Source organism: Geomonas paludis, from assembly GCF_014193585.1.
GTDB classification, from domain to species: Bacteria; Desulfobacterota; Desulfuromonadia; order Geobacterales; family Geobacteraceae; genus Geomonas; species Geomonas paludis.
Genome location: NZ_BLXY01000001.1, coordinates 504,096 through 528,408 on the forward strand (window position 1 = coordinate 504,096; position 24,313 = coordinate 528,408).

The window sequence follows — 24,313 nt, forward strand, 5'->3', positions numbered from 1 at the left end:
GAAGTGGCCAACATCGAGGTCAAATCCAACGACCTCTCCGTTTACGCCGAATCCACCGCCTATGCCAACGCCACCGTCACCCTGCTCTACAGCAACATCGACGCGACCGCCAAGGTGGACATCCGCTCCACCTCCGAGGTGCTGATCGGCGCCAACGCCGACCTGACCGCCTACCTCGATATGGAACTGCGGGCCCAGCAGGATTCCTTCACCTCGAAAACCGACGCGGACGCCCTCATCGGGGGCGGCATCGCCGGCCAGACCATCGCCACCACCAACAACAGCATCGATGCCAACTCCAAGGTGAAGACGGAAGCCGGCTCGAAACTGACCACCAAGGACCTGCATGTCTATGCCTATTCTCCGCAGGGGACCAACGACTGGGTCCGCGAGGCGACGGCGACGTCCAACACGGTCATCGAGTGGGTATGGGAAAAAGTGGGCGAGGCCTGCAGCGTGATCGTCGAGATCTTCACCTTCGGCCTGGCCGACGGCGACGAGGTCTGCGAGGACATCATGGACTGGGTCCAGCACGTGACGCAGACCGCGGTGGAAACGGTCTACCTGGGGGCCGAATCCCGCACCAACATTGGCGAGACCTCGGTGGAATTCAACTCCTACGTCACCATCCTGGGGCCGCCCGACCCGTACCTGTTCATCGATGCCGCCTACAACGTGGACGCCTCCAGCAACGTGCACGTCACCAAGGATGATGTGAATCACCGCTTTGTGGTCGCGGACATCATCAACGACTCCACCGGCAAGGTGCTGATCGAGTCGAGCACCGGCAAGATCATCGGCAACGCGACCTTCCACTTCAAGGACGCCTTCGAGGAACTGGACATCACCAACCAGTCCGATTACGACCTGGTGATGAACGACGTGCAGGTCTGGAACAAGAACAAGTCGGCGCCGGACCTGACCATCGCGGTGGCCAACAAGACCGGCTTCACCTACACGGTGACCACCAGCCTCGGGTCGACCATCATCGACATCGAGAACAGCGGCGCCTCGGACGTCTACTTCAACGGCTGGATCGAGAACCCGCTGGGGACCACCATCGTCCACAACAGCGGCAGCGGCGGCGACATCTTCTCCAAGGGCTACTGGAGCCTCTTGCAGTCGCGGGTCTACGACATCGATGCTGACGACGGCCAGATCGGGACCAGCATCAATCGCCTGAACCTCGACTTGGTGCAGGGAGACTCCCTTACTACGACCATGGCGCTTAACAGCTACGGCGACCTGTACGCCAAGCTGAACGGGGTGGTGACCGATGGCAGCGATCTCACGCTGAACATCAGCGGCGTCTCGTCGGCCACCGGCAACGTCGATCTCCTTTTCAGCCAAGGCGTCTCCCCCAACGGCACGACACAAAAGGTCTGGTGCGAACCCTGTAACAAGTACCGGTACGTCTGGCAGACCACGAACGAGCACAGCCAGATCAACCTGACTTCCATCTCTGCCGGCGGCAGCATCACGGTGGCCGCGACTGACGCCGACATCACCGGGAACACAGATATCGCCGGCACCGGCATGCTCTTCATCTCGACCACCAGCGGCGACATCACCCTCACCGAGAGCGCGGGCCACATGCGTGTGGGGCTCATCTCCACCGATACCGGTGACATCACCCTTGCCACCGTGAACGGCTCCATCTTCGATGCCGCCAACGACGCGGCCAGCGACGTTTCCGGCAACGTCATCACGCTCTTGCCTAGCGGCGGCATCGGCACCAGCGGCAACTACCTCGACATCCTCTCCGGCCTGTTGGCCACCTCCGCCAGCGGCGACATCTACATCACCGAGGTTACCGGCGACCTGCTCCTCGACGCTGCCCTTTCCACCACCGGCAACGTCTTCCTGACCGCGGCCGGCGCCATCCTGGATGATTCCGACGGCGACCTCACCGACATCGTGGCCAACGGCATCGTCCTCGTGGCTGGCGCGGGCGTGGGCACCTCGACCAACGCCATTGAAACAGAAGTCTCCTACCTGGAGGGGAGCATCACGGGCGGTCTGTGGCTCGTCAACGACGGCGGCCTCACCGTCGGCGGCATCAGCTCCGTGGCCGGCATCACCGCCTCCGGGACGGTCAGCGTCACCGCCCTCAGCCCGATCACGGTCTCCGAGAACATCTCCGATACCGGCAGTGTCACCCTGACCGCAACCGAGAACGCGGCGGCCGGCGACGACCTCACCGTCAACAGCGGTGTCACCATCACCGGCTCCAGCGTCACCCTGAACGCGGGCGACAACGTGACCCTCGCCTCGGGTAGCTCGATCAGCTCCGCCGGCGCGGTCATCCTCAACGGCGACTACGGCAGCGTCGATGCCGCCGGGAGCACCATCAACCTGCTCGGCTCGGTCGCCGCAGCCTCCCTCACCGTCAACGGCAACGCCGACAACGACACCGTCAACGTGACCCTGACCGGCGGCACGTCCACCACCATCAACACCTATGCCGGCGCAGACACGGTGAACGTCACCAGCCTCAATGGCAGCACCACCATCAACACCGGCAACGATGCGGATACCGTCAACATCAAGGCCCTCTACGGCGTGACTACGGTCAACGCCGGCGACGGCGACGACACCGTAACCGTCGGCAGCCTGGCTCCCACTCACTCCGGCGGCACCGTCAACAACGTAACCTCGGCGCTCACCGTGAACGGCGGCGACGGCAGCGACACCATGTACGTCGACGACAGCGGCGACGCGACCGACAACACCGGCACGCTCACCGCCACCACGCTCACCGGCCTCGGCACCGGCGGCATCACCTACGGCACGCTGGAAACCGTCAACGTGGCGCTGGGCAGCGGCGGCGACACCTTCACCATCTCCGATACCCACGGCGGCGCCACCAACCTGACCACCGACGGCGGCGCCGACACGGTCCACGTCTACGACACGCACGGTGCCACCACCATCAACACCGGCGCAGGCGGCGATACGGTCAACGTGCGCGCCATCCACGCCGGGACCTCCATCGACACCGGCGCCGACAACGACACCATCAACGTCGGCTCGCTGGCACCGACCCTTTCCGGCGGCAATGTCAACTCCATCGCGGAGCTTCTCACCGTGGCGGGCGGCCTGGGCAGCGACACCATGAACGTCGACGACACCGGGGACAGCGCGGCCAACACTGGCACGTTGACCGGGACCCAGCTGACCGGCCTGGGGATGGCGGCCGATGACGCCTCCAAGGGGATCAGCTACAGCGCCCTTGAAAGCGTCAACATCGACCTCGGTTCCGGCGGCGACACCTTCACCATCGACAGCACCCACGGCGGCAACACCAGCCTGAAAACCGAGGACGGCGCCGACACCGTCAACATCAAGTCCGTGGCGGGGATCACCGCGGTGCAGACCGGTGCGGCCGACGACACCATCAACGTCGGGAGCACCGCCCCGTCCACCGGCGGCAATGTGAACGCCATCGCCGCCGGCCTGACCATCGACGGGCAGGGGAACGGCACGAGCGGCGACACGCTCAACATCGACGACACCGGTGACACGCTGCCGAACAGCGGCACGCTCACCGGCACCACCCTGGCCGGCCTCGGCATGGGCGGCACCATCACCTACGGCACCATGGAGACCCTGAACGTCTCCCTCGGTTCCGGCGGCGACAACTTCACCGTCAACGAGACCCACACCGAGCTCACCAACCTCTACACCGGCGGCGGCAACGACATCGTCACCATCAACGCCGCGAGCGGCATGACCAACGTTAAGGGGGGCGAGGGCGACGACACCATCACCGTCGACACGCTGCACTCGCTGGCAGACGGTGACGCGGACGGCGTGCGCGACAGCGTCAACCTCGACGGCGAGGCCGGCAGCGACACCTACACGGTCAACGTGACCGGCGGCAGCACCGATTACCTGGTCAACGTCTTCGACAGCGGCGCCGCCGGCACCGATACCCTGACGGTCAATGGCACGGGGACGCAGGATGACTTCCTGCTGCGCGCAAGCAAGAACGACTACCCGGCCGGCGTGGCCTTCGTGGCGGCCCTGCACGGCGACCCGGTCGCCCAGGTGGAACGGGTCAATTACAACAAGGCGCTGGAACACCTCACCCTCGACACGGCGGCCGGCGACGACCACGTGACCGTGGACGACAACTGGACCGCGACCACCATCCGCGGCGGCGAAGGCGCCGATACCTTCCAGGTGGGGCAGATCTTCAAGTCCAAGCGTGACGCGGCGGCAGGTCTCGACGGCAAGGACGTCTTCGATACCGTGAGCACCACCCGCGGATACCTCAGTAACGGCATCAGCTACGCGACCACCATCGAGGGAAACAACGGCAACGACCACTTCACCGTGTTCCACAACACCGCCGACTTGACGCTGAAGGGGGGCGACGGGGACGATACCTTCACCATCCGCGCCTTCGCCCTGGAAGGCTCGCACACGACCGACCTGAGCGGTGAAGGCGGCACCGACTACGTCCTGTACACGCTCAACTCGCCGGTCCACATCGACGGCGGCGACGGCAACGACAAGCTCCAGGTGATCGGCACCGAATTCTCCGACAAGATCGCGGTGACCGAAGACCGCATCTACGGCATGGGCGTCACGGCGGACTACACGGCGGTCGAGGAGGTCGAGATCGACGCGGCCGAAGGCAACGACGAGTTCTGGGTGCTCAGCACCCACACCGGCACCAGCACGAGCCTCTACGGCGGCCTCGGCTCCGACCGCTTCTACGTCTCCCAAGACGTACCGGAAGTGAAGCAGGATAGCACCGTCCTCATCCCGGCCCTCACCGCCACCCACACCCTGACCGGTATCCAGGGCGCCCTCTACATCAGCGGCGCCGCCGGGACCGGATCCGCCGGCGGCCTGGGTACCCCGGTCATGCTGCCGGGTGAGACCAACGTCCTCCCGACGGTGGGCGACGTGCTCGGCTTCAACCATGTGACCGGCCTCACCGACCGCATGACCGTCAGCACCGCCGTGCTGCAGGGCGTGGAGAGCGACCTGAACGACCTGGTAGGGCAGACCCTGGAAATCAGCGGCGGCCCCGGCGAGGGACGCTTCTGGCAGATCACCGGCGTCGAGAGCAACCCCGACGACGCGACCCAGACCTTCCTGACCCTGCAAAGCCCGACCATGCCGGCATGGGAATGGGGCACACCGACTGCGGGCACCAGCACCTTCGCGCTGTCGCACCTCTCGCCCAACTTCTTCGTCGACGAGACCAGCCAGGTCGACATCACCACGGTCTACAACGACTACGCGACCGCGGACCAGACCGGCGCACTCACCGCAACCACCCTGACCGGCCTGGGCATGGGGAGCACCGGGATCACCTACGGCGGACTGGAAAACCTCGAGATCTTCCTCGGCTCGGGGAGCGACACCTTCACCGTGACCGGTACCATGATCCGCGCCGATGGCTTCCGCACCGTGACCACCCTCAACACCGGCGCGGGTAACGACGACGTGACGGTGACCTTGACCGCGGGCACCGACGGCTTCTTCAACGTCAACACCGAGGCGGGCGACGACCATGTTCACGCCTCTACCTCCACCTTGCCGCTGGTCATCTTCGGCGGCGCCGGCGGCGACCTCATCGAGGGCGGCTCGGGCAACGACATCATCTTCGGCGACCTCGGCCGCGTCGACTACCGCAACGACTCCGGCACCCTGGTGACCCGCCTGGGCCTCGGGCTCTCCGAGCGCGACACACTGCAGCCGGCCGACGACGAAATCGATACCAACGACGTGCCGTTCCGCCAGACCGACGGCGAGGTGCTCGCCCCGACCTACATCACCACCCGTAGCGCAGCCACCGGCGGCGTGGACGACATCTCCGGCAACGGCGGCAGCGACGTCATCCTCGGCGGCACCTCCGGCGACACCCTCAAGGCCGGCGTAGGCAACAACGTGGTGCTAGGCGACTTCGGCAACATCACCCTCACCGGCGGCGTCATGACCCTGGTACAGACCAGCGACGCCAGCGATGGCGGCGAAGACACCGTGACCGCCGGTTCCGGCAATGACATCGTCCTGGGCGGGCAGGCCGGCGACGAGATCACCATCGGCGACGGCGACAACGTGGTCATCGGCGACCTCGGCAAGATCACCCTGAGCGGCGGCAGCATCGCCAAGATCGAGAGCACCGACTTCGCCCAAGGCGGCGTCGACAAGGTGACCGCCGGCACCGGCAACGACATCATCATCGGCGGCCAGTCCGGCGACGAACTGAAAGCCGGCAACGGCAACAACATCGTGCTCGGCGACCACGGCACCATCGACTTCTCCGCCGACCACGACCTGACCACCCTCGACTCCATCGTCAGCACCTCCATGACGGCAGAGGGCGGCATCGACGACCTCACCACCGGCACCGGCAACGACACCGTCATAGGCGGGCGCTTCGGCGACACGCTCAACGACGGCGGCGGCGACAACATCGTCATCGGCGACAGCGGCAGCATCGACTACAGCGCCGGCAAGCCGACCCTGATCCAGACGCAGCAGGCCGACGATGGCGGCATCGACGACCTCACTACCGGCTCCGGCAACGACATCGTGCTGGGCGGCCAGGCCGGCGACAAGCTGAAGGCTGGCGACGGCAACAACATCGTCCTGGGCGACGAAGGGAAGGTCGACTTCGTGGTCGGCGACGGTTCCACCAGCGACATCGACCTGATCAAGAGCGCGTCCATGACTGCCGAGGGCGGCATAGACGAAATCACCACCGGCTCCGGCAACGACATCATCATCGGCGGGCGTTTCGGCGACATCATCAAGGCCGGCAGTGGCAGCAACGTGGTCATCGGCGACAACGGCCAGATCACTGGCGCGACCCAGGATGCACCGCAAATCTCCGGCATCCCGATGACCATCGCCACCGTCGAGACCTTGCAGCAGGACGACGGCGGGGTGGATGACATCACCACCGGCAGCGGCGATGACCTGGTGCTGGCCGGCCTGGACGGCGACACCGTCATGGCGGGTGACGGCAGCAACGTGGTGATCGGTGACAACGGTTTCGTCGCCTTCGCTGACGATGGCAACCCCGCTGACATCGACCTCATCGACGAGTACCGCACCGACTTGGGCGGCGTCGACGACCTCACCACCGGCACCGGCAACGACTTCATCATCGGCGGCGCCCTCGGCGACACCATCCACGCCGGTGGCGGCAACGACCTGGTCTTCGGCGACCACGGCGAAATCAGGGCCAAGGCAGGCGCCGGCGGCGGTGTCGTGGCATCCGCCCTCCCGCTGGAAGTCGTGGACAAACCGTTCACCTTCAGCTCCGAGGCGACGCTCGCCACCGACCAGGGCGGCAACGACACCATCTACGGCGAGGCCGGCGAAGATATCCTGGTCGGCGGCCAAGGAGACGACACCATCTACGGCGGCGCGGGTGACGACGACATCATCGGCGGCCACAACGTAGCAGCCGGCAGCGACACGGGCGACCACCTAGACGGCGGCCTCGGCAACGACGAGATCGCCGGCGACAACGCCAACATCCTGCGCCGCGCCGACCTGCTCGATCCGCGCATCCGGGCCCTTGCCGGCACCACCCTCTACAACGCAGACGGCACGGTAACCGTGGATGACGACTGGGCCGCAGACCCGCAGGGGAGCTCCAAGCGTGACATCACCCTCTACGACCACAGCGCGACCACCGAGGCCGGCACCTTCGGTAACGACTACATCGCCGGCGGTGGCCACAACGACCTCATCTTCGGGCAGTTGGGCGACGACACCATCCAGGGCGACGGCTCCATCGACATCACCGTGGGCACCAGCCGCAACGCCGTGACCCACGCGCTCGACAACCCCTCCGTCGAAGGGGCCGATGACGGCGACGACTACATCGAAGGTAACGGCGGCAACGACGTCATCTTCGGCAACCTCGGCCAGGACGACATCGTGGGCGGTAGCTCCGACCTGTTCAGCCTGACCGACGCCAGCCAGCGCCCGGACGGCTCCGACACCATCTTCGGCGGTGCCGGGACCGACATCAGCAGGCTCAACGGGGGCGACTCCTCGGTCACCGGCCATGCCGCCGACTCCGACATGATCCTGGGCGACAACGGCGACATCTTCCGCATCGTCGGGACCAACGGGACCGCGGGGAGCAGCTTCCTCAAGTTCAACTACGACAACTACAGCACCACGGCCTTCATCGTGCCGCGCGCGGCCTCCCTGCTCGACTACACCCCGGGCGGCGCGGGCTACGACCCGGCCGCGGCCGACGACATCGGCGCGGCGGACGAAATCCACGGCGAATCCGGCGACGACTTCATCTACGGCATGAAGGGGAACGACGTCCTCTTCGGCGAGGGCCAGGACGATGACCTGATCGGCGGCTACGGCAACGACTGGATCTCCGGCGGCAACGGCGATGACGGCATCCTGGGCGACGACGGCCGCATCTTCACCAGCCGCAACAGCGCAAGCGTCAACGAGCCGCTCTACGGCATCGGCACGGTCAACGTGAACCAGACCATCTACACACCGGGCCGGATGCAGCAGTCGACCATCAACGAGTCGGGCGAACTGAAGAAAACGGCCGACCTGACGCCGTTCAACCTCGACCCGTCCGCATCGCAGGATCCGCTCTACGACCCGTCCGGCGCCGATGACATCATCTACGGCGGCCTGGGCAGCGACTTCCTGCACGGCGGCGCGGGCGACGACGCCATCTCCGGCGCCGAGGCCCTGCCGGTCTCCTACCTGGTCAACCCGGCCACCGGCAACACCATCGTGCAGAGCGACTACTTCCACCCGTTCAACCCGGGCAACGCCCTGCAGTACGACGCGGTGAAGACCACCTTCGGGCTCTACGACGAATACAACCCGATGCGGCAGATCCGCCTCAACAGCGACGGCACCCTGGCTGCCAGCGGCGGATCGCAGTGGTTCCTCAACTTCGACGCGAGCGAAGGCGTCATCGACAGCCGCTCCGCTAACAACTATTCCAGCGACGGTGACGATGCCATCTTCGGTGACCTGGGCAACGACTGGATCGTGGGCGGCAGCGGCAAGGACCACCTCTACGGCGGCTGGGGCGACGACCTCCTGAGCGCCGACGACAACCAGGGCACCGCCTCGGGCCTCAACAACGCGCCGGACACCGACGCCTCCTACGAGGACATCGCCTACGGCGGCGCTGGCCGCGACGTATTGATCGCCAACACCGGCGGCGACCGGTTGATCGACTGGGTGGGCGAGTTCAACAGCTACCTGGTGCCGTTCGCGCCCTTCGGTCTGGCCACCATCAGCCGTACGCTGCAGCCGCAGCTTCCCGAATACCTGCTGGCCCTTGCGAAGAGTGACGGTTCGGACCAGACCCTGGTCCAGGGCATCAGCGATTCTGCCCGTCAGGGCGAACCGTACGCGGAACTGGGCATGGTGCGGCAGCAGGATCCGGACTGGCAGAAACAGACCGGCGCGCCGCGTGACGTTCAGCCCGGCAACATCCCGGGCGGCAAGCGCGACGTGATCAGGAGCTCCGACTTCAACAACGGCAGCACCCAGGCCTTCTTCGCCGACAGCGGCAAGTGGAGCGTGGTCAACAGCAGCTTGAGGGTCGAGGCGACCAGCAGCGCCACCGACGCGGTGGCGGTGTACGACGTCGGCCAGTACCTCCCCAACTACTACGAAGTGCTGGCGACCCTGAAGGTGGACAAGCCGACGGCCGGTTGGAAGGCGAACGCCTACATCATCTTCGACTATGTCAGCCCGACCGATTACAAGTTCGCCGGCGTGAACATCTCGACCAACAAGTTCGAGATGGGGCACCGCACCTCCAGCGGCTGGGTGGTCGACGCCCAGACCCCGCTGCAGGTGAAGCCGAACAGCACCTACAACCTCATGGTGGCGGTGAACGGCACCACGGCGACGCTGCTTCTGGACAACGCCAAGCTGTTCAGCTACGCCTTCGCGGCGCGCGTCGTCGACGGCATGAGCTTCGGCCTCAACTACGGCATGATCGGCATGGGGAGCGTGGGGGCCAAGGGGTACTTCGATAACGTCGCGGTCCAGAAACTGGCGCCGGTCTTCACCTACACCGGCACGGAAACCTTCGACGCCGCCCCGGCCCTCTTCACCGGTCAGAAGAGCGGGACCTGGACCACTTCCGGCGGCTACTACACGGCCGCCCCGGCCGGCACCGCCCCGGCGGTGAACCTCGTCGACCTGAGCCAGGCGGCGGGCGCCGCGGCCGGCACCTTCTCGCTGAACGCGTCCTCGGTGCTGGTCCTTGAAACCAAGCTCCATTCCAGCGGCACGGCGGGCGTGGTGTTCGACGCCTACGGCACCGACAACTACAAGTTCGCCGCATACAACGCGACTACCAAGGAAGTGGTGATCGGCCACGTGCAGAAGGGGAACCTGGTCATCGACACCAGGATCTCCCGGCCCCTGACCGCCGGCGACCACACCCTGGGCGTCACCATCAAGGGGACCACGGTCAGCGTGACCGTCGACACCCAGGCGGTGCTGGGCTACACCTACAACGCCCTTGCCGTCGACGGCAAAGCAGGTCTCTTCGCCCAAGGCGGCACCGGCTACTTCGACAGCTTCACCGTCAAGACCGACGACCCGGCCTTCACCACCGTTCAGGCCATGATGGCGGCGGCGCCTGCCGATGCGGCACAGGCGGGTGGCGGCGACGTCCTCAGCGCCGAAAGCCTGGCACCCATCATCCCGGTGGCCGTCGAGTACTGGAAGATCGCGCTGCAACTCGACGATCAGGCGGTGGCCGGACTGCAGAACCTGAAGTTCGTGGTGGCGGACCTGGACGGCCTCACCCTGGCGCAGCGGGTGGGCGACACCATCTACCTCGACCGTGACGCGGCCGGCTACGGCTGGTTCGTGGACGGCACCCCCGAGGACAGCGCCGAGTTCGTCAGAAACGACAGCGGCGACCTGGTGGCCAGGAGCGACAGCGCAGCCGCCGGCAACATGGACCTCCTGACCGTGGTGGTGCACGAGATGGGGCACGCGCTGGGCGTCCCGCATCTGTTGACCGGTGACGATGCCGTGATGGCACCGACGCTGGATGCGGGTGAACGCGAGACCGCGACGGTGGCGGGTTACCAGTACGAGGCGCTGCTCTACGACGAGAACAGCGGCCGGTTCGTCCCGGCTGCTGAACTGGGCGGCAAGCACGCCGGTGCCCCGGTGGTGGACTGGACCCGGAGCCCGAAACATCCGGCCGGGTTGCCGGGTTGGGTGGTCAATCTGTAAGCACGGCGGCAACTGGAGGGATTCTCTCCCCCTCCCTTGACGGGAGGGGGAGCCTGTCATCCCCTCTCCCTTTGGGAGAGGGCCAGGGTGAGGGGATTTCCTTGCAGACACCTCCCTCACCCGCCCTTCGGGCACCCTCTCCCGGAGGGAGAGGGAACCTGGGGAGAGGGGACCTCGGGAAAGGGAGAAATTGTTGAAAGATGGGAGCAATGCAGAAGCTGAATCATAATGTGGAACAGGAGGGCTTATGGCTGACAAGGACAAGAAGGACGAAACCGCCGGAACCGGAACCAACGTCCCGGTCGTCAAGTGGGATGACAGTGCCATGGGGACCAGCTACGCCAACGTCTGCAACGTGACCAGCACCCGCGAGGAGGTGACCCTGCTTTTCGGGACCAACCAGACCCTCTACGCGGGACAGCAGGAGGTAACGGTGAAGCTCGGCAACCGGATCATCCTCAGCCCCTACGCCGCGAAGCGGCTGTGCAAACTCCTGGAGCACGTGGTCGGCCAGTACGAGGCCCGCTTCGGGGAACTGAGCATCAGCCACGCCATCCAGACGGAGAAATAGCGCCATGCCCGACAAACCTTTTCCTTCCGTGCATCCGGTCCGCCCCCCCGGCGACGAAAGCTGGGCCGCCTACAGCGATCCCTCGCTCTGGTCCTACCTGGTGGACGAGGCCTCGGACATCGAGTTCTGCAGCGCGTGGCTGCAGCTCATGTCGAAGATCATCTCCGGCGTGAGGACCGGCGTCGTGGTCCTCTCCCAGGGGGAGGACGCCCCCTTCGTCCCGGTCGCCGTCTGGCCCGCCAGCGGCGCCGAAACGCTGAAGCACACCGCCGTCATCGAGCGGGCGGCCAAGGAGCGCAAGGGGGTGGTGATCCGCGACGGCGGCGAGGCGGTGGGGCCGCTCAACACCGAGCCCCTGCTCTGCATCGCATTCCCGGTGCTGAGCGCCGAGCGCATCTTCGGCGTCATGGCGCTGCGCATCACGCAGCGCAGCGGCGACGCGCTCCAGGTGGCCATGCGCCAGCTGCAGTGGGGCACCTCCTGGATCGAGAGCCGGATGCTCAAGCGCGAGATACTGCTGGCCCGCCAGGCCAACGAGCGCGTATCCGGCGCCCTCGAGTTCGTGGCGGGGGTGCTGGAGGAGCCGCGGTTCAGCGCCGCGGCTTCTTCCTTCGCCACCCTCCTCGCCACCAGGCTCCAGGCGGACCGGGTCAGTATCGGCTTCGTCAAGGGGCGTCACGTCAAGGTGCGCGCCCTCTCGCACAGTGCGCAGTTCAAGGAGCGCATGAACCAGGTCCGTGCCGTCGCCGCCGCCATGGACGAGAGCCTGGACCAGGAACGCTCGGTGGCCCTGCCCGCACCGGAAGGGGGAGGCGCCGTGGTCTGCCGGGTGCATGGCGAAATGTCAGCCGGCGAGGGGGAGCGGGCCATCTGCACCGTTCCCTTCTTCGACTCGCAGGGCAAGGGCTTGGGCGCCATCACCCTGGAGCGGCCGCTCGCCACCCCGTTCACCCCGCACGAGATCGAACTGTGCGAGGTGGTGGCCGCGGTGGTGGGGCCGATCCTCGAGGAGAAGCTGCGGCTGGACCGACCCGTGATCGTACATGCCGCCGCCGCGGCCGGCGACCAGTTGGGGAAACTTTTCGGGCGGGGGCACCTGGTCTACAAGACCGGCTTCGTGCTGCTCCTGGCGCTGGTTGCGTTTTTCTGCGTGGCCAAGGGCGATTACCGGATCTCGGCTAAGACCACCATGGAAGGATCCGTGGTGCGCGCCATCACCGCACCCTACGACGGATTCATCGCCGAGGCGCCGGCACGTCCGGGCGACGTGGTGCGCAAGGGGGCGCCGCTGGCCCGTCTGGACGACCGCGAGAAGCGCCTGGAGCGCCTGAAGACCTACAGCCTTTCCGAGCAGTACTCGCGCCAGTACCGCGAGGCGCTGGCCAACGGCGACACCGTGCAGATGCGGGTGCTGAAACAGCAACTGGAGCAGGCGCGGACCCAGCTGAAACTCCTGGACGAGCAGCTCGGCCGCTCCCGCCTCACCGCCCCCTTCGACGCGGTGGTGCTTTCGGGGGATCTCAGCCAGTCGCTGGGTGCGCCGGTGGACCGGAACAAGGTCCTCTTCGAGGTGGCGCCCCTGCAGGATTACCGGGTCCGGCTGCACGTGGACGAGCAGCGCGTTTCCGACCTGAAGCCGGGGCAGCGGGGCAAGCTGGTGCTCAACTCCCTTCCCGACAGCGACTTCCCCATCACGGTCAGGAAGATCACCCCCATCGCCATGACCGTGGAAGGGAAGAACCAGTTCCTGGTCGAGGCCTCGCTCGATCGCCTCAGCGCCAGGATCAGGCCGGGCATGGAGGGGGTGGGCAAGATCTTCGTGGAGCGGCGCCTGCTCTTCTGGATCTGGACCCACGAGATGTTCGACTGGCTGCGCCTGTGGGCGTGGTCCTGGCTCCCCTAGGGGGACGAGATGACCCAACAGCTCTTCAGCTCATCGTGGTATCGCATCTGCCGGCTACAGCCCCGGCTGCGCCGCCATGCCCAGTTGCACCGGCACGACTACCGGGGCGAGGTGTGGTTCGTGCTGCAGAACCATGTCACCGGGCAGCTCTACCGTTTCAGCCCGGTGGTCTACCACGTCATCGGGCTCATGGACGGCAAAAGGAGCGTCGAGGAACTCTGGAAACTCTCCGTCGAAAGCTTCGGCGACGACGCCCCCACCCAGGACGACCTGCTCCGGCTGCTGGCGCAGCTGCACTCCGCCGACGTGCTCCTGTGCGACATCCCGCCCGACACCCGCGAACTGTTCCAGCGCGGCGAGAACCTGCGCCAGGGGAAGCTGCGCCAGACGCTCCTGTCGCCCCTTTCCTGGCGCTTCCCGCTCTTCGACCCGGACCGCCTCCTGGACCTCTTGCAGCCGCTCTCCCGGGCCATCTTCAGTCCCGTGAGCGCGGTCATCTGGCTCGCCGTGGTGCTCGCCGGCGCGGCGCTCGCCATCGGGCACCGGGCCGAGCTCTCGCACGACGTGCTGGACCGGGTGCTCTCCATGCACAACATCGCGCTGCTCTGGGCGGTGTACCCCTTGGTCAAGCTCTGCCACGAGATCGGGCACGCGCTCGCGGTCAAGCGGTGGGGGGGCGAGGTGCACGAGGTGGGCATCATGCTCCTGGTGCTGATCCCGGTCCCCTACGTCGACGCCTCGGCCGCCTCGGCCTTCCCCCAGCGCGGGCGGCGCGCCATGGTCAGCGCGGCGGGGATCATGGCGGAATTGTTCATCGCCTCGCTGGCGCTCATGCTCTGGCTCTGCGTCGAGCCGGGGTTGTTGCGCTCCGCCCTGTTCAACGCCATGTTCATCGGCGGCGTCTCCACCATCTTCTTCAACGGCAACCCGCTCTTGCGCTACGACGGCTACTACATCCTCTCCGACCTTTTGGCCATCCCCAACCTCGGGCAGCGCGGCCAGCGTTACGCGGCGTACCTGGTGCAGCACCACCTGTTCGGCCTGGAGAAGCTGGAGCCGCCGCACCTGGCGCCCGGCGAGCCGTTTTGGCTGCTCAGCTATTTCGGGACCTCGTTCATCTACCGCATCTTCGTCTACCTCGGCATCGTCCTCTTCATCTCGCAGAAGTTCTTCTTCATCGGGGTGATCCTTGGGGCCTGGGCGCTCTTCTCCATGGTGGCCCTGCCGCTGGGGAAGGCAATCTACTTCATCTGCTTCAACCCCGCCCTGTACGAGCGGCGCCTGCGCGCGGCATGGACCGCAGCGGTCCCGGCCGCCCTCGTCATCGCGCTTTTCTGCGCCCTTCCTTTCCCCTCCTGGAGCCGGGCGCAGGGAGTGGTCTGGGTCCCCGAGGAGTCGGTGCTGCGTGCCGGCGCCGGCGGCCTGATCCGCAAGGTGAGTGCCCTGCCGGGGAGCGTGGTGCGACGGGGGCAGACGCTCATGGAAAGCGACGATCCCGAACTGGAGGCGGAACGCAAGGTACTGGCGGCGCAACTGGCGCTGCTCAAGGCGCGCCGCGACTCCGAGCTCTTCACCGACCGGCTCAAGGCGCGCATCACCGCCGAGGAGATGGTCCCGGTGCGCGAGCGCATCGCCTGGCTCGACGAGCAGTTGGCGCGGCTCAAGGTGGTGAGCCCGGTGGCGGGGAAACTGGTGCTGCAGCGCGACAGCGACCTGCCGGGGCGCCACCTGCAGAAGGGGGAGGTGGTCGGCTTCGTGCTGCAGGGGGATCGCCCGACGGTGCGGGTGGTGGTGACCCAGGCGGACCTGGACCTGATCCATACCCGCAACCGTTCCATCGAGGTGCGCCTGTCGCGCCGGCTGGACCGCAGCATCCCGGCGACCTTGCTGCGCGAGACCCCGGCCGGGCTGGAGCGGCTTCCCTCCACCTCCCTGGGGAGCGCCGGAGGGGGACGGCTCCCCACCGACCCCACCGACCGCGACCAGGTGAAGACCTTCGAGCGGACCTTCCAGCTCGACCTCCAACTCCCGCTGGCGCTCAACGAGGTGAGCGTGAACGAGCGCGTCTACGTCCGCTTCAACTTCCAGCCCGAGCCGCTGGCGAGCCAGTGCTACCGCTCGGTACGGCGACTGTTCATGAGGCGCTTCGATGTTTGATCTGCACCGCTTCCCACCCGCGCGCCTGCACGGCCACTACCCGGAGAACCTGCTGACCGAGTCGCGCCTGGAACACGCCTTACGCGCCGGACTGGGGAGGTTCCCCCTGGCGGCGACGGTGCGCCCGTCTTGGCTTTGGCGCCTGGCCAAGCGGGTGGAGCAGGCCGGTGAGGCCATGCGCCTTCTGGACGATGCCGAACTTGCCGCCGTCGCTCGCAGTTTGAAGCCGCAGCTGCGCCAGTCGGGGCTGCGGCGCGACCTGGTGGTGCGTGCCTTCGCCCTGGTACGCGAGGTGGCGTCCCGGCGCCTGGGCATGCGCCACTATCCGGTGCAGGTCATGGGGGGCTTCGTGCTGCTGCTCGGCATGGTGGCCGAGATGGAGACCGGAGAAGGGAAGACGCTGACTGCGACGCTCGCCGCCTGCACAGCGGCGCTGGCCGGCATCCCGGTGCACGTGATCACCGTGAACGACTACCTGGCCCGGCGCGACGCCGGGATCACCCGCCCCATCTACGAGTTCCTCGGACTTTCCGTCGGCACCATCGTCTCCGGCATGGACCTCCCCTCGCGCCGCGCCGCCTACGCCTGCGACATCACCTACTGCACCAACAAGGAGGTGGTCTTCGACTACCTGAAGGACCGCATCGCCCTGGGCAACCGCCCCGGCCCCATCCAGCTTTCGGTGCGGCGCCTGTGCGGCAAGGGGGGGCAGAGTGCCCTTTTATTGCGCGGGCTCCCGTTCGCCATCGTCGACGAGGCCGACAGCGTGCTGATCGACGAGGCGAGGACGCCGCTCATCATCTCCGGTCCCGGCTCCGAGGTTGCAGACGGCGAGGAGTTGTACCACGCCGCCATCGATGCGGCGACCCGCTTCGATGAAGGTGCCCATTTCACCATCGACCACGGCAAGAGGACCCTGGAACTGACCGAGGATGGCAAGGGGCTGATCGCGCTGCTCGCCGCCGTCCTCGGGAGCGCGTGGCAGGGGATGCGGCGCCGCGAGCAGTTGATCACCCAGGCACTCTCGGCGCTGCACCTCTTCAAGCTGGACCGCGACTACCTGGTGCACGACGGCAAGGTTAAGATCATCGACGAGTACACCGGCCGGGTCATGGCCGATCGTTCCTGGGAACTCGGGCTGCACCAGCTCATCGAGGCAAAGGAAGGATTGGCCATCTCGCCGCGCAACGAGACCATCGCCAAGATCAGCTACCAGCGTTTCTTCCGCCGCTACTGTTATCTGGCCGGCATGACCGGCACCGCCCGCGAGGTGGCCGGAGAGCTCTGGTCCGTGTACCGCCTGAACGTGGTCAGGGTGAGCACCAACAAGCCGCTGATTCGGAAGGCGCTTCCTTTCCGGTACTACAAAAACGTCGAGGAGAAGTGGCGCGCCTTGGGCGAGCGGGTGCGGGAGCTGCACGAAAGCGGCAGGCCCGTCTTGATCGGAACCAAGACCGTGGCGGCCTCCGAGGAAGTGAGCAGGCGGTTGTGGCGGGCGGGGGTGCAGCACGTGGTGCTGAACGCGAGGCAGGACGAGAACGAGGCGCAGATCATCGCCGAGGCGGGGCATGCCGGGAAGGTGACCGTCGCCACCAACATGGCCGGTCGCGGCACCGACATTCATCTGGGGCCGGGAGTGAAGGAGTTGGGAGGGCTGCACGTCATCGCCACCGAGTTGCACGACGCCAAGCGGATCGACCGGCAGCTTTTCGGTCGTTGTGGCAGGCAGGGCGATCCGGGGAGTTACGAGGCGCTGGTTTCTTTCGAGGACGAAATTTTCAGCAGGCGGAGCAAGAGTCTGGTGGGGTTAGTAGCCTGTCGATGTGGTGGTGAAGGCGTGTTGGGTCGGGTGGTGGCCCGGCTTTTCTCCGACGAGGTGCAGCGTTGGATGCAGAATGCCCACTTCCACCTCAGAAGCGAACTGCTCCGCTTTGACGAGCAAACGGAAAAGACCATGGCCTTTTCAGGCAAAGGAGAATAAACAGGCTTATGTTCTTCTTTCTACGTTCAGGGGTACAGGCTGCGGGTTTCCCATTACTCCCATCACTGCTTCAGCAGCTGGTCCACCGTCCGCCCGTTGACAGTTATCCCCTCCCGCTCCAGCAGTTCGCCCGTCGCCTGCAGGTACTGGGTCACCGCGATGACGTAGTTCACCTGGGCCTTGATCTGGTTGCTGCGGGCCCGTGCCAGGTCGTTTTCGACGTCCAGCACGTCGCGGGCGGTGGCCAGGCCCACCTCCGACTTGGAGATGTAGGCGGACAGCCGCTCCTCGGCGAACTCCCTTTCCCTCGCCGTCACGTCGAGCTGCTTGAAACTGGCGTCCATGGCCCGCAGCGCCGACCGGACGTCGGTCACCACCAGCGAGTTGAGGTTGTCCAACTGGGTCTTGGACTGGTCCAGCCGAAGCTTGCTCTTGACGTACTCCGCCTCGGCGGCGTCGTTGCCCAACGGGTACTCGAACTGAAGCCCCGCGGTCCACACCGGCGTGTCCGCCCGCACCACCCGGTTCATGTCCTGGTTGAACTGTTCCCCCATTCCGCCGTAGGTCCAGGTGCCGTACAGGTTCAGACCGGGCAGGGTCTTGTTCCTGGCGCCCCGCCGCTGCGTCTCCGCGCTCGCGATCTGCAGCTTCGCCTCGTCCAGTTCCGGCCTCAGGTCAAGCGCCCGCCGGATCGCCTCGGCCTCGTTCGCCGTCACCCGGGTCAGGTCCGGAGTGTCGACCGCGTTGATCTCCCCCGGAGGCAGCTGCAGGATCTGGCGCAACAGGTCAACCTGATCCCGCAGCGCCTTGTCCGCGTCGATCACTTCCTTCTCTCGCGCCGCCACCCCGTACTTCGCGTTGAGGATCTCCATCGGCGGCAGCACACCTGCCTTTACCCGTTCCTCGATCTCCCCGAGCACCCTGCGGGCCAGCCCCAGCGACACTTCCCGCGAGCGCAGGTCCTCGTGCAGGCTGTGCAGTTTGAAATACTCGATGCGGATCTGCGCCACCAGGTTCTGGATCCTGCCCGCCACGCGTTTCACCGCCCCTTCCCGCGCCTGCTCAGCGACCACGATGTTGAGGTTGGTCACCTGTGGTCCGAGGTTTCTCAGTAGCGGCTGGTTGAGGGCGAAGGTGACCTCGCTCTGCCAGTAGCGGGGATAGGTGGAAGCGGTGTAGTTGGTCTCGTTGTAGTAGTTGTTGAACTGGAAACCGAGGGTGCCGCCGGTGGAGACCAGTCGGTTGACGCCGGTGAGGAGTTTCAGGGTCTTTTGTCGGCTGGGGCCGCCGGTGCTGATGGGAAAGGTGTCCAAGTCCTGCCAGGACGCGCCCAGGGTGAGATCGGTATTGTAGATGCCGCGGTTTTTCCGCACCTCCGCCTGCGCTATGGCCGCGTTGTACAGATCCGCCTTCAGAGCCAGGTTCTGTTCCACCCCCAGCTTGACCGCCTGTTTCAAGGTGAGGTCGACAGCCTCCGCCCAGGTCAGGCACGGGATCAGCGCGAGCGCTACGGCAGTCACCAGGGTCGGCACATTCATGCAGATGCTCCTTCTGCCCCGGGCGTAGAGGAGAGGATCGGGCAAACTACAAGATACAAAGGAGCGTATCACATAATCACTGAATCTGAAGTGCCAGTGACTGGCATAGGCTGAAAAGCCACTGTGTCAGGTGGGCTTTGTGTCAGATCTGTGGTGGAACGGTGATTGTAGGGAAAGCTTGAGGAGTCAGGGTGACGAGACGAGGACGAGGCAAGGTGACGAGGCAAGGTGACAAATGAAGTAGCGAGTCAAAGTAGAGTCCTGACCGGTGAAGATAGTTCAGACGCGGTAAAACCAGCCGTGCAGGTCACGCCGAGCTCCGTTGTATGATAAATAGAGAGGTCGAATGAACAAGTACACTGCGGAAATTGAACGTTTTTTAGGCCATTTTGAAAAAGAATTTTCCCAAGTTCAAAGCCTACAAACAAAAGATGGTTATCATACTGCCATCTATAAGAAAATGATTTATGTCGGTATTATAGATGCCCTTTCAAAATGCATTTACCCTCGAAGGGGAAACCGCGAAAGGTTCGTGATGTTCTTAAATGACTTTTCAGGATGGAAATACGCTCAAAAAGTAAGCCTTCCCCACCTATTACAACTGCTTGAGAGGAATCCTGAACCATCTTTTTCGAAACTCAGAACTTATGTAGTTTCCGAAGTGGCAAAATGGGCTTCGGGTGAAATTGTCACTCTGGATCGAGAACCAGAAATTAATGCCATAAAAAGACTGTGGCCAAACGAAAAAGAGCATCAAAAAACATTAAATGGATTAGGTGTTGAGGCATTGCAACATTGCAATCTTTTCTACTCTTATCGAAACTCATTGGTTCATGAATTCCGCGAATCAGGGCGAGGTATTGAGTCAATAAAAGAATATGCACCATACTACATAAGCTTTAGTTACCTCGAAGAACCAGATGTAGAGGTTTGGGAACTCACATACCCTATCTACTTTTTTGAGAACCTGCTATCCAACTGTATATCAGAAGTGAAAATATATTTAGTTCAAAACAACATAAATCCATACAATTTTTATAAGTTAGGTGCATATTGGATCGAAGAACTAAACTTTTAATAAAATAGTGAAGTGGGGGACAAGCATGCCTAGCCTTAGTCAGGAAGAAAAAGATAAAATCAAGGCAGAGTGTGAATACCGATTCTTAATAAAGAAGGAAATCATTTCCAAAAAGACCTTCTTCAGAAAACTCTCTAATTTTTGTTCACACCCATTCATAATTACAATTATCGGTGGCTTTGTTTTAGCAGTTCTTGGTGTTGTTATGAACTACAATATTCAATTGCAAGAAACCAGGCGTCAACCTTTATCAATAGCTGTTTCTGAAATTGATAAGGATTTAAACCTACTTTACAACATGAGGTATTTTAGATTGAAAATTACTGGAAACAAAGATGGTAGAAAAGAACCAGACTCATTAAAAAGGTCCACTAGGGAGTTAAAAGAAGCTTTTGCGGAGGTTGTCAACGAAATGGCAAAGGGGCACAAAGGGATCGCCTCTCTTTTCGCAATACAAACTGTATTTAATGACCCCGATACACAAAAAATAGCAAGATTATTAATTAAAGAGTGGAGACAGCTTGAAGAAAACGATTTCCAGTCAAAAGCTGAGCTGCTTAAACATGTTCACAAAATGGAGGACCAAAAAAACGATCTTGCGCTTAAAATGGGAGAAGAGATAAGACACTTTACACTATTTTAGTTGAATTAGAGGATTTGGTGTCGGCTTGCGGAGGATCGAGGGGGATTGAGGGGGGCAGGCACGTTTTAATGTGCGGATGTACCACAGCCTCCACCAACTAAGGCAAGGGGGACTGGCACCTCCGGAGCCATTCCCCTCCCCGAGCATTATCACTGGTGGGAGTGAACGAGTACGTCACACTTCGGCTGTCGCTTGCTTCTCACCTTAGGCTTCGAGGCGGCCAGGTTTCAAGGCAGTCAGGCACCATATAATTCTGTTTTCCATCTTTTTGAAGAAGAAATCCCTGCTATGTAGTTAAGGTCCCATTTACACAAAATCCTTTACACGCCCGAAGTTGAAACTCGCACGCCTGGGAGATGGGATGGTCCTGAGGTGATCGGTGGGAGGGAACATGAGGGGACGCAGGTAACATTTTGTAACATATTAATGGACAGAGGGGGCAGCCGTTAGTTAGTCCTGGACTTCATGCTTCAGCTACCCCCTGAGGAAACCAAGGCTTTGAGATTCCAAATTGGAATCTCAAGCTTCATGCTCACGCCGCACTCCACTTCTCGATCAGTTCCTGGAGCTGTCCCAGCTTGAAGGGCTTGCTGAGAAAGTCGTCCATGCCGGAGTTCACACAGACCTCGCGTGATCCCGGCATGGCGTGGGCGGTAAGGGCGATGATGGGGGTGTGTCTGCCGGTGTCGCGCTCCTTTTCCCTGATGGCGCGGGTCGCTTCGTAGCCGTCCAACTCCGGCATCTGGCAGTCCATGAAGACCAGGTCGTAGGCCTTGCGCGCCAGGGCGGACACTGCCTGCGTCCCGTTCTGTGCCACGTCCACCTGGCACCCGAGGGCGGTCAACATGGCGTGGGCCACCTCGCAGTTGACCGGGTTGTCCTCGGCCAGGAGCACGCGCGCGTGGCACCGGGCCGGTACCGCGGGCTCTTCCCATTCGTTGTCCAGTTCTATCGGGTCGTCCTCCACCTCCGGCGCTGCATCCGGCGCAGCATTGAGGTAGACGATGAAGGTGAAGGTGGATCCCCGCCCCGGCTCGCTCTCCACGCCGATTTCCCCCCCCATCAGTTCCACCAGTTGCTTGGCGATGGCCAGCCCGAGACCCGTTCCGCCGTACCTGCGGGTCGCCGATCCGTCCACCTGGGTGAACAACTGGAAAATGCTCCCCACCGCCTCGGCCGGGATGCCGATGCCGGTGTCCTTCACCTCGAAACCGACATAGTGGCCGGTGCCGCTTCTCTCCACCAGGCACGCGGAGACCTTGACGGAACCCTGCTCGGTGAACTTCAGCGCGTTGTTGACGATGTTGATCAGCACCTGGCGTAGCCGGTTCGGGTCGCCCAGCGCGTGACGGGGGAGGTCCGGCCCGATCTGCAGTTCGACCGCCACCCCCTTGCGCCGCCCCACCTCGCGGTACAGGTCCACCGCGCCCCGCACCGTCTCGTGCAGGTCGAAAGCGACCTTCTCGATATCCAGCTTGCCCGCCTCGATCTTGGAGATGTTGAGGATGTCGTTGATGATGCCCAACAGCGACTCTCCCGACTGGTGCAGCATCTCGACGTAGCCGCGCTGTTTCTGGTCCAGGTCGGTGTGCAGCAGCAATTCCGCCATGCCCAGCACCCCGTTCATGGGGGTGCGGATTTCGTGGCTCATGTTGGCCAGGAACTGCGACTTGGCGCGGCTGGCCGCCTCGGCGGCTTCCTTGGCCTGCCTGAGCTCGGCGATGATCGCCTTTTGCTGCAGGTTGGCTTTGCTGATCTCGGCGGTGCGCTGTGCGACCTTTTCCTCAAGGTCGGTGTTTGCGGAGCGCAGTTCCGACATGATCCGGGTATTTTCGACCGCCAGGTCCACCAGGGTGCGCACCAGGTGTTCATGCGTTTCCATCAGGCGGCGCCGTTCCATGGCCCGGTTCACCGTGGCCACCACCATCTCCAGATCCTCGAACGGTTTGAACAGGTAGTCCTGGGCTCCCAGCCGCAGGGCCTGCACTGCGGTTTCCAGCGAGACGTGGCTGGTCATGATGATCACGTCGGTCTTGGCGTGGTCATCGCCGATGGCGCGCAGGACCTCGATGCCGCTGATGCCGGGGAGGCGCACGTCCAGCATCACCAGCTTCCACCCCGTCTGCCGCAGTTCCTCCAGACACTCCTCTCCGCTGGCGACGCCTGCGCTGTCGTACCCTTCCCTGCGGAACAGGTCGACCAGCACCCCGGTAACCACCTCGTTGTCATCGACGATCAGTATGTCGCGTCCAGTTCCCATGAATCGCCCCCGCTCAGAAAACACATTGGAGAATACTAACAAAAAACGGCCACGGAGCAATGAATTGGGCATCTCTCGTGATTGTCACCGGCCGGTCGCCGGGACGGCTGCCGGGGTGGTCGATTGGGTGGTCGGCGGAATGGCTGCCGGCGGCGTAAGTGGTTAATGTATACGGGGAATCACCGTTTGCCGCCTTGCCTTTTGTCGGGGCGCTGCTGCATAATGCGGCAGTAGCGTATGCGACAGGAGCCAGTTATGCCAAACAAGATGAAGCTTTCCGACGCCGACCTCCTTTCACTCCTCCACGCCGACCCCGACTTCCAAACGAACTTCACCCCGCGCCACTACGCCCGTAAGACGCTGGTATATTCGCCGTTCGAGGAAAAGAACCTGGTTTTCGTGGTGCGGAGCGGTCGCCTGCGCATCTACCTCAGTTACGAGGACAAGGAGTTCACCCTGGCCCTGCTGGAAAAGGGGGACGTCTTCAGCACCCATACTCCCGCATTCGTGCAGGCGCTGGAAGGGACGGAGATCCTGGTGTGCAGCACCGCGACCTTCGGGCAGGCGCTCGCCCGCCGCCCCGAGCTTTCGCTCACCATGGTCAAGGTGCTGGGCGAACTGTTGCAGAACTCCATCCAGACCATCGAGGGGCTCGCCTTCAAGGACGTCCGGCTGCGCCTGGTGGATTTCCTGGTGGGCGCTGCGGCCGACCGCGGACGCGTGACCGCCGAAGGGACCGTGGTGCAACTGGGGCTGGGCACCGAGGACATCGCCCTCCTGATCGGCACCACGCGCCAGACCATCTCGCAGATCATCAACGATTTCATCAAGGCCGACCTGCTGGTGAAGATCGACCGCAAGACGCTGCTCATCAAGGATCTCGCCGCCTTCCAGGAGATGAAGGAGGTTTCCTGACGGGAGGGGACTGGCTCCGCCAGGTGCCT

At 63.7% G+C, this 24,313-nt stretch carries 10 protein-coding genes (1 of these 10 running past the window's edge); 8 read left to right on the forward strand and 2 right to left on the reverse strand.

Translation table 11 applies throughout. From position 1 onward, the window contains the following. The 5 genes from H7687_RS02105 to H7687_RS02125 all read left to right on the forward strand — a co-directional run. Window positions 1-11,238, forward strand: partial view of a calcium-binding protein gene (locus tag H7687_RS02105; RefSeq protein ID WP_183344596.1) — the end only. It extends 18,630 nt beyond the left edge of the window; only the last 11,238 of its 29,868 coding nucleotides appear in the window; its start codon lies beyond the left edge, outside the window; it ends in the stop codon at window positions 11,236-11,238. Between the two features lie 247 nt (window positions 11,239-11,485). Then, window positions 11,486-11,809 (forward strand): DUF3467 domain-containing protein, encoded by a 324-nt coding sequence (locus H7687_RS02110; protein WP_183344598.1) that lies wholly within the window; start codon window positions 11,486-11,488, stop codon window positions 11,807-11,809. Window positions 11,810-11,813: 4 nt separating this feature from the next. Further along, window positions 11,814-13,712, forward strand: coding sequence for a GAF domain-containing protein (locus H7687_RS02115; RefSeq protein WP_183344600.1), 1,899 nt, complete (start codon window positions 11,814-11,816; stop codon window positions 13,710-13,712). Between the two features lie 9 nt (window positions 13,713-13,721). Continuing rightward, entirely contained in the window at window positions 13,722-15,869 is a 2,148-nt protein-coding gene (locus tag H7687_RS02120; protein ID WP_183344601.1) for a PqqD family peptide modification chaperone, read from the forward strand. Next, entirely contained in the window at window positions 15,862-17,850 is a 1,989-nt protein-coding gene (locus H7687_RS02125) for a preprotein translocase subunit SecA (RefSeq protein ID WP_183344603.1), read from the forward strand. Before H7687_RS02120 ends, H7687_RS02125 begins: the two co-directional genes overlap by 8 nt. 62 nt (window positions 17,851-17,912) lie before the next feature. Here H7687_RS02125 and H7687_RS02130 read toward each other — a convergent pair whose 3' ends face one another. Then, the gene (locus tag H7687_RS02130; RefSeq protein WP_183344605.1) at window positions 17,913-19,388 is read right to left on the reverse strand and encodes a TolC family protein; all 1,476 of its coding nucleotides are present in this window, start codon (window positions 19,386-19,388) and stop codon (window positions 17,913-17,915) included. 346 nt (window positions 19,389-19,734) lie between these two features. On the opposite strand from H7687_RS02130, the gene H7687_RS02135 reads away from it, so the two are divergent. Beyond that, window positions 19,735-20,466 (forward strand): hypothetical protein, encoded by a 732-nt coding sequence (locus H7687_RS02135; RefSeq protein ID WP_183344607.1) that lies wholly within the window; start codon window positions 19,735-19,737, stop codon window positions 20,464-20,466. 25 nt (window positions 20,467-20,491) lie between these two features. Beyond that, entirely contained in the window at window positions 20,492-21,109 is a 618-nt protein-coding gene (locus tag H7687_RS02140) for a hypothetical protein (protein ID WP_183344609.1), read from the forward strand. Between the two features lie 532 nt (window positions 21,110-21,641). Here H7687_RS02140 and H7687_RS02145 read toward each other — a convergent pair. Next, on the reverse strand, window positions 21,642-23,369 hold the full coding sequence (locus tag H7687_RS02145; protein WP_183344611.1) for a response regulator: 1,728 nt from the start codon (window positions 23,367-23,369) through the stop codon (window positions 21,642-21,644). Window positions 23,370-23,624: 255 nt separating this feature from the next. On the opposite strand from H7687_RS02145, the gene H7687_RS02150 reads away from it, so the two are divergent. After that, window positions 23,625-24,284 (forward strand): Crp/Fnr family transcriptional regulator, encoded by a 660-nt coding sequence (locus H7687_RS02150; protein ID WP_183344613.1) that lies wholly within the window; start codon window positions 23,625-23,627, stop codon window positions 24,282-24,284. The last annotated feature ends 29 nt before the right edge of the window (window positions 24,285-24,313 follow it).

Bases quoted from the DNA above. Each gene is read 5' to 3' on its own strand.
- H7687_RS02140 (WP_183344609.1), top strand. From the start codon at position 20,492: ATGCCTAGCCTTAGTCAGGAAGAAAAAGATAAAATCAAGGCAGAGTGT.
- H7687_RS02125 (WP_183344603.1), top strand. From the start codon at position 15,862: ATGTTTGATCTGCACCGCTTCCCACCCGCGCGCCTGCACGGCCACTAC.
- H7687_RS02150 (WP_183344613.1), top strand. From the start codon at position 23,625: ATGCCAAACAAGATGAAGCTTTCCGACGCCGACCTCCTTTCACTCCTC.
- H7687_RS02145 (WP_183344611.1), bottom strand. From the start codon at position 23,369: ATGGGAACTGGACGCGACATACTGATCGTCGATGACAACGAGGTGGTT.
- H7687_RS02110 (WP_183344598.1), top strand. From the start codon at position 11,486: ATGGCTGACAAGGACAAGAAGGACGAAACCGCCGGAACCGGAACCAAC.
- H7687_RS02115 (WP_183344600.1), top strand. From the start codon at position 11,814: ATGCCCGACAAACCTTTTCCTTCCGTGCATCCGGTCCGCCCCCCCGGC.
- H7687_RS02120 (WP_183344601.1), top strand. From the start codon at position 13,722: ATGACCCAACAGCTCTTCAGCTCATCGTGGTATCGCATCTGCCGGCTA.
- H7687_RS02130 (WP_183344605.1), bottom strand. From the start codon at position 19,388: ATGAATGTGCCGACCCTGGTGACTGCCGTAGCGCTCGCGCTGATCCCG.
- H7687_RS02135 (WP_183344607.1), top strand. From the start codon at position 19,735: ATGAACAAGTACACTGCGGAAATTGAACGTTTTTTAGGCCATTTTGAA.